This window comes from Flavobacterium cutihirudinis, from assembly GCF_003385895.1.
Lineage (GTDB): Bacteria > Bacteroidota > Bacteroidia > Flavobacteriales > Flavobacteriaceae > Flavobacterium > Flavobacterium cutihirudinis.
In genome coordinates this window covers 683,550-699,105 of the sequence record NZ_QRDQ01000008.1, presented here as the reverse complement: position 1 = coordinate 699,105, position 15,556 = coordinate 683,550, and the positions used below count along the sequence as shown (strand labels likewise).

At 35.5% G+C, this 15,556-nt stretch carries 12 protein-coding genes; all 12 read left to right on the top strand.

Features of this window, described 5'->3' with window-relative positions:
• Positions 1–86: 86 nt before the first annotated feature.
• The 12 genes from fabF to BD847_RS08730 all read left to right on the top strand — a co-directional run bounded on the left by fabF (position 87) and on the right by BD847_RS08730 (position 15,468).
• On the top strand, positions 87–1,340 hold the full coding sequence (gene fabF, locus BD847_RS08785; protein WP_115887911.1) for a beta-ketoacyl-ACP synthase II: 1,254 nt from the start codon (positions 87–89) through the stop codon (positions 1,338–1,340).
• Between the two features lie 9 nt (positions 1,341–1,349).
• Complete coding sequence (gene rnc / locus BD847_RS08780) at positions 1,350–2,090, top strand: ribonuclease III (RefSeq protein WP_115887910.1); 741 nt, start codon at positions 1,350–1,352, stop codon at positions 2,088–2,090.
• 125 nt (positions 2,091–2,215) lie between these two features.
• Positions 2,216–2,704, top strand: coding sequence for an IPExxxVDY family protein (locus BD847_RS08775; RefSeq protein ID WP_115887909.1), 489 nt, complete (start codon positions 2,216–2,218; stop codon positions 2,702–2,704).
• A 5-nt stretch (positions 2,705–2,709) separates the two neighbouring features.
• Positions 2,710–4,143 carry a pyruvate kinase gene (pyk, locus tag BD847_RS08770; protein ID WP_115887908.1) on the top strand — a complete coding sequence of 478 codons (1,434 nt, stop codon included), beginning with the start codon at positions 2,710–2,712 and terminating at the stop codon, positions 4,141–4,143.
• A 620-nt stretch (positions 4,144–4,763) separates the two neighbouring features.
• Positions 4,764–6,440, top strand: coding sequence for an arylsulfatase (locus BD847_RS08765; RefSeq protein ID WP_115887907.1), 1,677 nt, complete (start codon positions 4,764–4,766; stop codon positions 6,438–6,440).
• 67 nt (positions 6,441–6,507) lie between these two features.
• Positions 6,508–7,524 (top strand): HAD family hydrolase, encoded by a 1,017-nt coding sequence (locus BD847_RS08760; RefSeq protein ID WP_115887906.1) that lies wholly within the window; start codon positions 6,508–6,510, stop codon positions 7,522–7,524.
• A gap of 79 nt (positions 7,525–7,603) precedes the next feature.
• Positions 7,604–9,226 carry an arylsulfatase gene (locus BD847_RS08755; protein WP_115887905.1) on the top strand — a complete coding sequence of 541 codons (1,623 nt, stop codon included), beginning with the start codon at positions 7,604–7,606 and terminating at the stop codon, positions 9,224–9,226.
• 100 nt (positions 9,227–9,326) lie between these two features.
• A complete protein-coding gene (locus tag BD847_RS08750) occupies positions 9,327–10,145 on the top strand; it encodes a hypothetical protein (RefSeq protein WP_115887904.1) in 819 nt (272 codons plus the stop codon).
• 52 nt (positions 10,146–10,197) lie between these two features.
• Positions 10,198–11,646: a DUF1254 domain-containing protein gene (locus BD847_RS08745; protein WP_115887903.1), complete on the top strand. Its 1,449-nt coding sequence runs from the start codon at positions 10,198–10,200 to the stop codon at positions 11,644–11,646.
• 33 nt (positions 11,647–11,679) lie between these two features.
• Positions 11,680–13,152 carry a DUF1254 domain-containing protein gene (locus tag BD847_RS08740; RefSeq protein WP_115887902.1) on the top strand — a complete coding sequence of 491 codons (1,473 nt, stop codon included), beginning with the start codon at positions 11,680–11,682 and terminating at the stop codon, positions 13,150–13,152.
• A 9-nt stretch (positions 13,153–13,161) separates the two neighbouring features.
• The gene (locus BD847_RS08735; RefSeq protein WP_115887901.1) at positions 13,162–14,562 is read left to right on the top strand and encodes a DUF2252 domain-containing protein; all 1,401 of its coding nucleotides are present in this window, start codon (positions 13,162–13,164) and stop codon (positions 14,560–14,562) included.
• Between the two features lie 321 nt (positions 14,563–14,883).
• Positions 14,884–15,468, top strand: a complete 585-nt coding sequence (locus BD847_RS08730) for a DUF4136 domain-containing protein (RefSeq protein ID WP_115887900.1) — start codon at positions 14,884–14,886, stop codon at positions 15,466–15,468.
• Positions 15,469–15,556 lie beyond the last annotated feature (88 nt).

Sequence of the window (15,556 nt, the reverse complement as noted above, 5' to 3'; positions counted from 1 at the left end):
TTATATTGTAATGCCCATGGCTCTTAAGTAACGATACTGTTAAGAAAGCATGGGTTTTATTTGTTTAAAGTACAAAATACATATTTATGGCATTAAGGCGAGTTGTTGTAACAGGATTAGGTGCACTTACTCCTATCGGGAATAATATCCAGGAGTATTGGGATGCACTTGTGAATGGAGTAAGCGGAGCCGCTCCTATCACATATTATGATACAGAGAAGCATAAAACGAAATTTGCCTGCGAAGTAAAAAACTTCAATATTGAAGACTACATGGATCGCAAGGAATCCCGCAGACTTGATAAATTTGCTCAATATGCAATTGCTGCCAGTGATGAAGCTATCAAAGATGCCGGAATCACAAATGATAACGTAAACAAACAAAGAGTTGGTGTTATCTGGGGAGCTGGAATTGGAGGTTTAGAGACTTTTCAGGATGAAGTAATGTATTATGCAAAAGGTGACGGAACTCCAAAATTCAATCCTTTCTTTATTCCTAAGATGATTGCCGATATTGCTCCTGCACATATTTCTATGCGTAATGGCTATATGGGACCAAACTATACTACAGTTTCTGCTTGTGCATCTTCTGCAAACGCATTAATTGACGCTTTCAACTACATCCGTTTAGGAATGTGTGATGTTATTGTATCTGGAGGTTCTGAAGCTGCAGTTACAATTGCTGGTATGGGAGGATTTAGTTCTATGCATGCTTTATCAACAAGAAACGAAAGTCCTGAAACAGCTTCAAGACCTTTTGATGCAACCAGAGATGGTTTCGTTTTAGGTGAAGGAGCAGGAGCTTTGGTTCTTGAAGATTATGAGCACGCTAAAGCTAGAGGTGCAAAAATCTATTGCGAAATTGGCGGAGGCGGAATGTCATCTGATGCTTACCACTTAACAGCACCACATCCGGAAGGAATTGGAGTTATTGCTGTAATGGAAAACACTTTGAGAGACGCCGGAATGAACCCTGAAGATGTTGATCATATCAACACACACGGAACTTCTACTCCATTAGGAGACGTTGCTGAATTAAAAGCGATAAGTAAAGTTTTTGGAGCTCATGCTAAAAACATCAATATTAACTCTACAAAATCAATGACAGGACACTTACTTGGTGCTGCTGGAGCTATTGAAGCTATTGCTTCTATCTTGGCTATGAAACACGGTATTGTTCCTCCAACGATTAACCATACAGTTGTTGACGAAAATATTGATCCATCTTTAAACCTTACTTTAAACAAACCTCAACACAGAGAGGTAAATGTTGCTATGAGTAATACTTTTGGGTTTGGTGGACACAATGCATGTGTATTGTTTAAAAAAATCGCTGAGTAATTTCTGTATATGAATATTATCAAAAAAATATTTTCTAAATCCCGTTCTCTAGAAGACGGGATTTTTTTTGACACTATTCAGAAAATTCTTGGTTTTCAGCCTGTAAATATTGAATTCTACAAAAAAGCATTCACTCACAGATCATCAAATAAGCTTGATGAAGCCGGTCATCCAATAAATTATGAGCGTCTGGAATTCTTAGGAGATGCAATGTTAAGTGCCGTAATTGCAGCACATTTATTCAACAAAGCACCAAATGGTGACGAAGGGTATTTAACAAAAATGCGTTCTAAAATTGTAAGCCGTGAACATTTGAATGAACTCGGAAAGGATTTAAATTTAGTCCGTTTTGTAGAAAGCAAAGTTCCTGTGCATCATTTTGGCGAAAACATTCATGGTAATATTTTTGAATCGCTTATTGGCGCCATTTACCTAGACAAAGGCTATTTGTATTGTGAAAAATTTATTCAAAAAAGAGTCATAACCCCGTATGTTGATATTGCCAGACTTGAAGGCAAAGTAATTAGCTACAAAAGTTTAGTTATCGAATGGTGTCAAAAAGAAAAAAGAGTTTTTCATTATGACATTTTTGAAGATAATGGTATTGACGGACAACGCTTGTTTGGTGTCAAATTAAGTATAGACGACAAAGTAATTGCTAGAGCACGAGCAACTTCAAAAAAGAAAGCAGAAGAAAAAGCATCGCAACGTGCTTATTTTGCATTTCAGGAAAAAATTGACAAGAAATAGTTACAAGAATGCTGTAATTTTCTTAAGGCTATATCGTTTTCGTTTATAAATTAACAAAAACAACCCGCCGATCGCTATTTATGCTCCGTTAGAAATAGTATATTTACAACTTGATTTTTCATGACATGGCTATTCATAGATTGGATTTAGACGAATTTGACGAAATTGATTATTATTTAATGGCAATTCATACTTCATTAGAAGATTACAGACTTGCTTATTTTATCAATAAAAACCTTCCTATTAACTTAAGTAAGAGCAAAAACGAGATACATGCTCAGACAAAAGAAGGCGAAGCAAATTTTTCGAGATTTTATTATTATGATTCTGAAAAAGCTATTTCATGGAATTTGATTCAGAATAAAAATGAAATCATTTCTGTGAGTACGAATGATTTCCAGAATTTGTTTTCTAATGAAACAAGTGAGGTTTCTACAACAATTCATTTACTTCCTGAATTCAAAAAAGTAGATTTTTTCCTGAAAATTGACAATAGCGAAGAGGCTGTCGATTTTTCAGAAATTCAACAACATTTAAATTCAATAGAAAGTATTGCAGCAGTGTATGCTGTCGATACCAACAAAATAAAATCAAAAAACAATCTAATTTTTTAAAAAAAATGTTAACAAACAAGAAAACCAAAATTGTTGCTACACTTGGGCCTGCCTGTAGTACAAGAGAGATCATTAAAGATATGATCGAAGCAGGGGTTAATGTGTTTAGAATCAATTTTTCGCATGCAGATTACGAAGGAGTAAAGGAAAAAATCGATATCATTAGAGGCTTAAACGAAGAGTTTGGTTACACTACAGCAATCCTTGGAGATTTGCAGGGACCAAAACTTAGAGTTGGTGTAATGGAAGAAGGAACTGTTGTAAATGATGGTGATGAAATCACTTTTACAACGGCAGAAGATATTGTAGGAAATGCGCAAAAAGCATTTATGAAATATCAAAATTTCCCAAATGATGTAAATGTTGGAGAGCGTATTTTGCTTGATGATGGTAAACTTATTTTCGAAATTGTTTCTACAGATAAAAAGACAGAAGTTGTTGCTAAAGTTATTCAGGGTGGAGAATTAAAATCTAAAAAAGGGGTTAATCTTCCAAACACAAAAATTTCTTTGCCAGCTTTAACTGAAAAAGATATTGCCGATGCGATTTTTGCAATCGAACAAAAAGTAGACTGGATCGCACTTTCGTTTGTAAAAACACCTCGCGATTTACAAGATCTTCAAGAATTGATCGCTAAACATTCAGACGTTAAAATTCCAATTATTGCTAAAATCGAAATGCCGGAAGCTCTTGAGAACATGGATAAAATTGTAGCATATTGTGATGGTTTAATGGTTGCTCGTGGAGATCTTGGAGTTGAACTTCCTGCTCACGAAGTACCATTGGTTCAAAAAGATTTGATCCGCAGAGCAAAAACAGCTAGAATCCCAGTTATCGTTGCAACACAAATGATGGAAACAATGATTACAAGTTTGACTCCAACAAGAGCTGAAGTAAACGACGTTGCAAACTCTGTAATGGATGGTGCTGATGCTGTAATGCTTTCTGGAGAAACTGCTACTGGAAACTATCCTGTACAGGTAATCCAGAGAATGACTCAAATTTGTGAGGCTGTAGAGAATTCTCCTCTAATTCAGGTTCCGCAAAATACGCCACAAATTAAAACAAAACGTTTTGTTACTAAAACTGTTTGTCACCAAGCGGCTTTACTTGCAAATGAAATCGAAGCTAAAGCAATTTGTACTTTAACAAATAGTGGTTATACGGCTTTCCAAATTTCAGCGTGGAGACCATCTTCTGCACATATTTTAGTATTTACTTCAAACAGAAGAATCTTAACACAATTAAACTTATTGTGGGGAGTTAAATCATTCTTCTATGATAATGAAGAAAGTACTGATGATACTGTTACTGATGTAAACAGAATTGCAGTTGAAAAAGGTTATGCTACAAAAGGTGATTATTTAATTAATCTTGCTGCAATGCCAATTAAAGACAAAGGAATGGTTAATACGATGAGAGTTTCTGAAATCGAGTAATTATTCTTCAATTTATACTTTATAAAATGCCACTTATTTAAAAATTAAGTGGCATTTTTTATTTTTATTCATTTTACCTTCTTTAAAAATGCTCTTTTTATTTTAATATAATTTAAGGAATTATTTTACAATAAAAACTTTAAAAAATACCCTTGTGTAGGTTTAATCTCCTAGGAAAAAAAGCTGTTTCTTTCAAAAAGATCTCTCCCAATCTTCTTTTGTCTAACATAAATTTGTAATGTTTATACAAAAAGCCTCTCTTTTTTACTTTTCCAAATTTTTACCTTAAAAAACACAAAATGTTAATTTTCAGATTTTTACCATGTTTCATTTTCCAAAATGAAACAATCTGGTGCAGATTTTCAAATTTTGTTGTTGCATTTTCTAAAATGCAACAAGCTCAACCCACTTAATTAAGGCAATTCGCTTATTTAATAATTACATTTGATAGACTTAACAAAAAGTTAAAAATTATACGTTCCAATTATCGAACTGAAATTAATTTGAAACATCTCTAAAAAATACAACCAATTATAGATAAAATTTAATTTCATTCCTCTATTATTTTTTCTGAATTACTAAACTCATACATAAAATATTTATTAACGAATTTTTTAATCATGAAACAAGTCAAATTAAAATGCGGATTTAATAATGCAATTATAGTATTTGCACTACTGTTTTTTTCTGGTATTTCCCTAAATGCCCAAAACAAAAAACCTAATATTTTAGTGCTGTGGGGAGATGATATTGGAATTACAAATATAAGCGCCTATAGTGATGGACTTATGGGATATACAACACCCAATATTGATCGTTTGGCAAATGAAGGAATGCGTTTTTTGCATTATTATGGAGAGCAGAGCTGTACTGCGGGGCGAGCCGCCTTTTTAACAGGACAGCATGGTATTAGAACTGGACTTACAAAAGTTGGTTTTCCAGGAGCACCAATGGGAATGAGTCAATTAGATCCTTCTATTGGAGGAATTTTGAAAAGTTTAGGCTATTCAACAGGACAATTTGGTAAAAATCACGTAGGTGATCGAAATGAGAGTTTACCAACTGTAAACGGTTTTGATGAATTTTATGGAAATCTATACCATTTAAATGCTGAAGAAGAACCAGAATTGCCAGATTATCCTAAAGATCCTGAATATTTCAAAAAATTTGGACCAAGAGGAGTTTTAAAATGTGTAGCTACAAATGTTGATGATGCGACTACAGATCCTCGTTTTGGTAGAGTTGGAAAACAAAAAATTGAAGATACTGGAGCACTTACTAAAAAAAGAATGGAAACTGTAGATGATGAAACATCAGCAGCTGCAATTGACTTTATTAAAAGACAACATGCAGCAGGAAAACCATTTTTCTGTTGGTTCAACGCTACTCGTATGCACCTTCGTACGCACGTTAGAGCAGAACACAGAGGAAAATACACACATGGGGACAGCGAATATATTGATGGTATGATAGAGCACGATGAAACTATTGGAAGTATCCTGAAAGCATTAGACGATTTAGGAATTGCTGACAATACGATCGTGGTATATTCAACAGACAATGGACCACATATGAATACCTGGCCTGATGGTGCTATGACATCTTTCCGTTCAGAGAAAAACACGAACTGGGAAGGTGCTTTCCGTGTACCTTGTATTGTTCGCTGGCCAGGACATATTAAACCAGGAACTGTAACTAATGAATTGATGAGTCACAATGACTGGATTCCTACTTTCGCTTCAATTGCAGGTGAAACAGACATAGTTAATAAGCTTTTAAAAGGATATAATGCAAATGGTCATAGTTACAAAGTACATCTAGACGGTTTTGACCAAACAAAATTACTTGCTGGCGGAAAAAGCTCAAGAGATAAATTCTTCTATTCAGATGATGACGGTCTTCTTGTTGGAATACGTGAAGGAGATTATAAATATGTCTTTGCAGAACAGCGTTTGGCAGGAACCATGGGAGTTTGGGCAGAACCTTTTACTGAGCTTCGTCTACAAAAAATATTCAATTTATATCAGGATCCGTATGAAAGAGCTGATTTTACTTCAAACACTTACTGGGATTGGTTGATAAATCATGTTGGAGGAATATATGGAGTAATGAACGATGTATTCGTTTTTGCCGAATCTTTTAAAGAATATCCTCCTCGTTCTTTCCCACCAAGTTTTAACCCAACTACTATTTTACAACAGACTTTAAAAGACATTAAAACAAAGCAATATGTGGAGAAAAACATATTGCCTAAAGTAAAAGAAGAAGCGGAAGCCGATTCCAAAAAGAAAAAATAAAAATATCTAATAAATAGAGCTTGAATCCCTCATAGTTCAAGCTCTATTAATTTAAAAAATCAACATCATGTATAGAAAAATATATATCGTGCCCCTGTTTTTATTTTTACTGGTTTCCTGTAAAAAAAATGAAACTGATACAACTGCAACTTCGAAAGATAGCACGGCAGTTGTGGCAACGAGCGGCGATCCATTGCCAAGCTGGAATGACGGAACTTTAAAAAAAGATATTATTGCTTACGTTGAAAAAGTAACCAAAGAAGGAAGCCCGGATTTTATTCCGGTAGAAAACAGAATTGCCACTTTTGATAATGACGGAACGCTTTGGGCTGAGAAACCATATGTTCAGGAATTATTTGCTTTTTACCGAGTTAAGAAAATGGTCGAAGCCAATCCTGCTTTGGCACAAAAACAACCTTTTAAAGCCGTTGTTGAAAAAGACAAAACGTTTTTTGAAAAAGGCGGCGATAAAGCACTTATAGAATTGGTTGCCGCAACGCATACCGGAATGACCGAAGATGAATTTGAAGCTTCTACAAAAGAGTTTTTTGCTGGTGCACAATATCCTGGTAAAAATGTTCCGCTAAAACAAATCAGATACCAACCTCAATTGGAGCTTTTGAATTATTTGCGTGCAAATGGTTTCAAAACTTTCATTGTTACCGGTGGAACGGTTGAAGTGGTGAGAGCAATATCTCAAGATTTCTACGGAATCCCAAAAGATCAAGTTGTGGGAACTTCTTTCAAATATAAATTCGATGATACTAAAAATGTAGTTTTAAGAGAACCTGCTTTAGATCATTTTAATGATAAAGAAGGAAAACCTGTTGGCATACAATTGCACATTGGTCAGCGTCCTGTTTTTGCCTGCGGAAACGAAGGCGGAGCCGGAGATCTTGCTATGTTAAGATATTCTTCGGGAAGCAAATATCCTTCTTTTCAATTAATTGTAAATCATAATGATTCTATTAGAGAATACAATTATCAGGAAAAAGATAATTTATCCTTAAGCACTGCAGCTAAATATAAATATCATGTTGTAAGTATCAAAGACGATTGGAAAAAAATATTCCCCGACAAATAAATAGAATTTGTTGAAATAGATTTTTTCAGCCCTAAAATTTTAGCATTAAAGATTGTATTAATTTATTCCAGAACAACTTATGAAAACAAATTTTAGATCAATCAAATCAGCCGGTCTCCTGAAGACTTTTGGCTTGCTTTTTTGCTTATTAATAGCCAGTTTAGGTTATGCACAAAAAAGCCCCAATATTATTATTTTATTATCGGATGATACCGGATGGGGGGATTTAGGTCCTTATGGCGGTGGAGAAGGTCGTGGAGCTGCAACTCCTAATATCGACCGAATGGCGACCGAAGGAATGCAGTTTTGGTCTTTTTACGGCCAACCAAGCTGTACTCCGGGAAGAGCAGCTTTGATAACAGGAAGAATTCCTAATCGTAGTGGTATGACAACTGTTGCGTTTCCTGGTGATGGAGGAGGACTGCCTAAAGCCGAATGGACATTAGCTTCTCTTTTAAAACGTAAAAACTACAATACCTTTTTTGCCGGAAAATGGCATCTTGGAGAAGAAGATTATTCTATGCCAATTGCACAAGGTTTTGATGTTATGAAAAATGTAACATTATATCACTTAAATGCTTACACCTATACAGATCCAGATTGGAATGCAGATATGCCTGAAGATATTAGAGCAACGTGGGTCAAAGGAACCAAAGGTGCTTTAGAAGGTGAAGCAGGAAAACCATACCGAGAAGTTAGAAAAATAGACGGAAAAGTAATTCCGTTTTTGGATCAATATACAGAAGAGGAATCTTTAAAATGGCTTAAAGAAAATGGCAAAAAAGACAAACCATTTTTTATGGAAATTTCTTTTGCAAAAAACCACCAGCCTAATTTGCCTCACCCAGACTATGCTGGAAAATCGGCAGGGAAAAATAAATACGCTGATTGTATTGTTGAACTAGATGCAAGAATAGGCCGTATTATGGATGAAGTTCGAAATCTTGGAATTGCCGAAAACACATTAATCATCTATACGGTTGATAACGGTACATGGCAGGATGTTTATCCTGATTGTGGTTATACTCCGTTTAGAGGAACAAAAGGAACAGATCGCGAAGGCGGTAGCCGTATTCCAACATTAGCATGGTGGCCTGGAAAAATTAAACCAAATAGCAAAAATAACGACATTTTAGGAACACTTGATTTTATGGCAACATTTGCTGCTTTGTCAGGGCAAGAATTACCTACGGTAGACAGAGATGGCAAACCAACAATTTTTGACAGTTATGATATGTCGCCGGTTTTGTTTGGAACTGGTAAATCAAAACGAACAATGTGGTTTTATTTTACAGAAGATGAATTATTGCCGGGAGCAATAAGAATTGGAAAATTCAAAGCAGTCTTTAATTTACGTGGTGATAACGGACAAGCAACAGGAGGTTTGGCGGTAGATTCTAATTTAGGTTGGAAAGGCGCGGCGAGTTATGTAGCAACTGTACCACAAATATTCGACTTATGGGCAGATCCGCAAGAGCGTTATGATTTATTCATGAACAACTTTACAGAGAAAACATGGTTCTTGCCAACTGTTCAGAACATTATTGGAGAATTTGCTAAAACCTATGAAAAATATCCACCTCATGTAGTGCAAAGTAACCTATATCCAGGTCCAATTACTATCGATAATTATTTGAAACTTAAAGAGGCACAAGAGAAATTAAAATCTATATCAACTGCCAAAAGAAGCGGTGGAGGGTGATAATCATTTAATTTTATAAAAAAGAGAAACAACTTTTCAACTTATAAAAGTTGTTTCTCTTTGATTTTAGAATAGATTAAAAATCAAAAAAGAAAAAATTATGAAAGTATTTTTCAATACAATTAAATCTTTATTTGCGACGTTTTTTTTTCTTTTAAATTTTAGCGCATTTGCACAAGAAGAGCCAAAAGCCGGATCAAGTGCGCAGGAACTCGCCGATAAAATGGCAAATCCAGTTGCAAGCTTAATTAGTGTTCCGCTTCAAAATAATCTTACTTACGGGATTGGGGCTTATAATGGATCAAAATACCAGATCAATATACAGCCCGTTGTTCCTTTCAAATTAAGTGAAAATCTAAATTTAATTACGCGTTATATTCTTCCAGTTGTAGATCAACAGGATGTCACTGGCGAAAACACCCATGAGTTTGGTTTAAGCGATGCTACAGTAACCGCTTTTTTTGCTCCTAAAACTAAAGGACTTATTTTAGGTGTTGGTCCTGCTTTTTTAGTGCCAACCGCTACAGAAAAATTTTTAGGAACAGAAAAATTCGGAATTGGACCAAGCGTTTTGGTCATGCATCAGGGAAAAGGACTTTCAATAGGTTTTTTAGCCAATCAAATTTGGTCTGTAGCAGGAAATGCTGACAGAGCCGATTTCAATCAGTTTTACACCCAACTATTTCTAACACATAGTTACAAAAGTGGTGCAAGTTTAGGTATTACTTCAGAAATTACTCAAAACTGGCAAGGAAATACAACCCTAATTACAGTGAGTCCAAATGTGGGTGCGATTACAAAATTGGGAGGTCAAACTATGCAATTTGCTGTTATGCCTTTAATTCCAGTTGTTGGGCATCAATCAATTAAACCAGATTGGGGATTAAGAGCAGTAGTTGCCTTTATATTTCCGCAATAATTTTTCGCAAGCGTTTAGAAAATATCATTTTAAATTTTTAATAGCTTATAAAATGAAGACTAAAATAATTTCAATTCTCCTTATTGCTTTATTTTTTTCATGCAATAAAACTTCAACAGAAAAAACAGAGACAGCTTCGACAGAATCAGTTTCAAGCACTTTCAAACCTGCAAACTTGCAAGAACAGGTAATTTATAATCGTGCTATCGAAGCAGTTATATGGGGAGTTCCTGCGGTTAATTTTGAATTATTAAACGAAAGTTTGGCGAGTGCAAAAGGTAATTTTAATGAAATTATCTATTGGTCAGGTTTGATAAATTCGAAAAATCAGACGCTGACACCAAATCCAGATGTGGTGTATATAAACCCTTTATATGATACGAGAAAAGGTCCAGTTGTATTAGAAATTCCGCCAGCGGAAGGCAGTTCGTCAATTACAGGAAGTTTAGATGACGGTTGGCAGACAGCAATTGAAGATATTGGTCCGGCAGGAGTTGATAAAGGAAAAGGAGGAAAATATTTGATTCTGCCTCCAGATTATAAAGATAAAGTACCAGCGGGATATATTCCGATGCCATCATCAACCTATACCGGTTTTGCAATTCTTCGTTCGAATCTTACTGATGGAAGTCCGAATGATTTAAAGAGAGCAATTGACTACGGGAAACGAGTAAAAATTTATCCCTATTCGCAAGCTTCAAATCCGCCGGAAACAAAATTTGTCGATTTGCTGCAAGTTCCATTCAGCAATACAATTCCGTACAATTTTCATTTTTTTGAACTCTTAAACCAATTTATACAACGTGAACCTTGGCTGACTAGAGATTTAGTTATGGTCGATTTTCTAAAATCAATTGGTATTGAAAAAGACAAACCTTTTGAAGCCGATGCAAGAAGAAAAGAGATTCTAAACGCAGCAATAAAAGAGGCTCACAACTGGATTGATAATGAATACAACAATGCGTTTCAGGCACCTTTTTATGAAGGCACAAAATGGGCATTGCCAGTTTCTCAGGATTTTGTAAAAGCAATTGGAAGCAATTACACAATACCAAACAGCTATCCTGTGCGCGAACGTGCAATTGCCTATTCGATCGCCTATTTTAGTGCAAAACATTTAGGAACAGGACAATTTTATTTAATATCAATTAAAGACAATAAAGGTCAGGATTTGGATGGTTCAAAACTATATCAATTGCATTTGCCTCCAAATGTTCCTGTAAAATTATATTGGTCTGTAACGGCTTATGATCGTGAAACGCATGCTTTGATTAAAGACATGAAATATTTTAGTCGCGCTTCAACAACTCCGGGAATTCAAAAAAACAGCGATGGTTCTGTGGATATTTATTTTGGTGCAAAAGCTCCAGCAGGAAAAGAATCAAACTGGGTTCCAACAGATCCAAAAGGAAAATTTGAACTATTGGCTCGTTTTTACGGACCAGAAAAAGGATTTTTTGAGAAAACCTGGAAAATGGGAGATGTTACTGAAGTGAAATAATTCTCTGATTTTAAACTAAAATAATCGATCGTTATGAAAAGTAAATGCCTTATAATTTTAGCAGTATCTTCTTTGATTTTAAATTTTGGATGCAAAGAATCAACGACAACAAATCCAGATTCAGAAAGAGTAGTAAAATCAGGTTCTGGTATAAAAATGGATGGTGAATTGCCTTCAAAAGAATCAATTCCTGTACTTTTTGATGAAATGGATTTTCAGCAGGCAACACAATGTTATCTGTGGGGATTGCCAATTGTGGCTTTCGCCGAATGGCAGCAACAGCATTATAAAACATTCGGTGCAACGAGTAATGATCTAGTATTGTACAATACTTATCATGACCGATTAGGAATTTTAACAGCAAATGCCACAACTCCTTATATAATGTCATTTATTGATTTGAAAGCAAACGGACCAACAGTTATCGAAATGCCAGCCGGACGCACTGCTGGAGGGTTGAGTGATTTTTGGCAAAGAGAAGAGGCTGTAATTGGAGAAATGGGGCCAGATAAGGGAAAAGGAGGAAAATATGTTTTAGTACCGCCAACTATGAAAGATTTTAAAGCCGATGGGTATTTTATAATTCCGTGTACGACGGTAAATAATTTCTTCGGTTTTAGAACATTAGATCCTGATCCTAAAGTGACGGAAGAATTAGTAAAAAAAGTCAAAATATATCCTTACGCACAAAGAGCAAATCCGACGCCAACAAAAATAGTAAGTCCGCCAGCCGATAAAAATTGGTACGGAATTCAGCCATCGGGAATTAAATATTGGGAATGTCTACATGCCATTTTACAAGATGAACCAGTTGAGGAACGTGATCGTTTTTTTATGGCTTGGCTTAAAAATCTTGGTATAGAAAAAGGAAAACCATTTGCACCAGATGAACGTCAGAAGAATATTTTAATTGCTGCTGCAAAAAAAGGAGAACAAATGGCAATGGCTAATTCTTATGAAAAACGTTTTAAAGACGTTAGACACTGGCCAGATAAAAAATGGGATTATGTCATTACGATGAAAAATTCTGCTCAGCGTGAAGAAAATTTTGACGAATTTTTTGAGAGATCAGCTTATTTCTATGAAGCCGTAACTTTTTCTAACGCAATGATATCAAAAACCCCGAATCTAGGTCAGGCTTATTTAGGAAATTACACTGACAGCAGTGGAAACTGGCTCGATGGAGGGAAAAATTACACTTTAAATGTTCCGGCAAATCCACCAGCAGTTAATTTTTGGTCAATAACAGTTTATGATTCGGCTACTCGATGTTTGATTGATAATCCGCAGCAAAATGCCGATTTATCGTCTCGAAAAGATTTGATAAAAAATGCCGATGGTTCTGTTGATTTATATTTTGGACCAAAAGCTCCGGCAGGAAAAGAGAAAAACTGGGTTCAGACATTGCCAGGAAAACATTGGTTTACCTACATGCGTTTTTACGGACCAACGACAGCTTACTTTGATAAAAGCTGGAAAATGGATGATATTAAAGAAGTGAAATAAAGTATTATCATGACAGAAAAAGCATCAGATAGCGCCGAAAGTTTTTTTGATCGATTAGCATCGAAAGCAGAACGCTATGATAATGGTGCAGCGATCAGGAAAGAGGTGCCACGTTCTTCTCATCAAGAATGGACAGAACCTGAAGATCGTGAAGATCCTGTTGCGATTTTGATTAAAACAAGTATTGGAAGACTTGAAAGTTTACTTCCCATTCGATATCGACGAATGATCGAATCGCCATTTGCTTTTTACAGAGGAGCAGCGGCAATTATGGCGGCAGATTTAGCAAATACACCAAATACAGGAATACAGCTCCAGCTTTGTGGCGATTGTCATTTAATGAATTTTGGCGGTTTTGCAACTCCTGAACGTAAATTGGTTTTTGATATAAATGATTTTGACGAAACGTTTCCCGGCCCATGGGAATGGGATATAAAAAGATTAGCAACAAGTTTTGCAATTGCAGGAAAGTGGCGAAAATTTTCTGCTAAAGAGTGTAAAGAATTTGCATGGCATGTAGCAGACAGTTACAAACGTCACATGCTCGATTACAGTAAATTATCGGCACTTCAAATTTGGTATGCTGATATTGATTTGGCCGAGCTTATTGATCTTGGAAAAGATGAGGAGCTGAAAGAATTTCAGCAAAAGCGAATAAAAAAAGCAGCCGAATCAATTGCGCACGAAAAAGAATTTGCAAAAATGACCTATTTAGATGGGGTTCGGGCCAGAATCAAAGATGATCCTCCGTTGATTTATCATCCTTCGGGGAATGAGGCAAGTTATACGTTAAGAGAAGCGAAACAGGTTCATAAACGATACATAGAATCATTGCCAGAAGACAAACAAGTTTTGCTGAGCAGATATACAATGCATGATTTTGCGGTAAAAGTTGTAGGCGTTGGAAGTGTTGGAACACTCTGCGGTATCAGTTTATTGATGTCGGCTACTGGAGAACCTATTTTTTTGCAGTTTAAAGAAGCAAGAAAAAGCGTCTTAGAATCAAATGTAAAAAACAGAGGAAAATATCCGCATCAGGGCGAGCGAATTGTAATGGGACAAAAATTAATGCAATCAGCTCCAGATATGTTTTTAGGCTGGACAAATGACGATAAAGGAAAATATTTTTATATCCGTCAGCTTCGTGATGCCAAGATAAAACCAGTCATCGAAATAATGAAAGCCGAAAATATGGCAGATTATGCCAAAGCTTGCGGTTGGGCACTTGCACGTGCACATGCAAGATCTGGCGATCCGTCGCTTTTGTCTGGATACATTGGGAATAATAATGAATTTGCCAATGCAATTTCTAAATTTTCAATGTTGTACGCTCATCAAAATGAATTGGATTACAATAAAATGGTCGAAGCGGTAAAAGAAGGACGATTGCCAATTTCGGCAGAAGTATAAGACATAATCTATAATGATGTTTACTACCAGCTTATTTAAAAATTCAGGCAGCATCATTTTTTAGCGTTACGAAGAAAATAAATTAAGATAAGCTAGCTACGAATCTGAGAAAAAAATGAACCTTTAAACGCAAGATTATTTTTACTTTCTTATGTTTTTAAATAAAAATAATTTATCTTTGAGAGTGTGTTAAGACACTGTTTAATAGTTATTTGCAATAACTTAACAATTGTTTAACACGAATTATCGTTCATTCAAGATTTACCCAGATTTTAATACATTCGAGTTAAACAATTTAATTATTAATTTAAATACCACAACATGAATATTAAAAGAACAAATCTTCGCCTATTCCCAATTTTATTTTTGGGTTTACTTTTTGGCTGTGCACCAAGTGTCAAAGTAACCACTGATTATGATCACTCAGCCAACTTCAGCCAATATAAAACTTTTACTGTTTATGATCTGAAAGCACAGGAAGGTCAGGTTAACCAGCTTAATGTTGATCGCGTTGCCAAAGCAATTCGTAATGAAATGACGGCAAAAGGCTTTACAGAATCAACAACAAACCCTGATTTAAAAGTAAATGCTGTTTCTATTTTAAAAAACAAAACACAAGTTACTGCCGACACTAATTTTTATGGCTACGGTGGTATGTACCGTCCATACGGATACTGGGGAGGCGGCGCTATGATGGGCGGTGGATCAACAACATTTAATTCTTATGATTATGTTGATGGTTCATTGATTATCGATATCGTTTCTACCAAAACAGACAAACTGCTTTGGCAAGGAATAGGAAATTCTCAAATTGACAGCAAACCTGATAATCCTGAAGAATTTATAAATGGTGCAATCAAGAAAATCCTTGAAGGATTTCCTCCTGGCTTAGCAACAAAAAAATAACCTGCAAATTTTACTCCATACAGATTGTTATACTTAACTGTTCTGCTAAGTATAACAATCACAATATCTGCCCCGCCATTACTTTCTT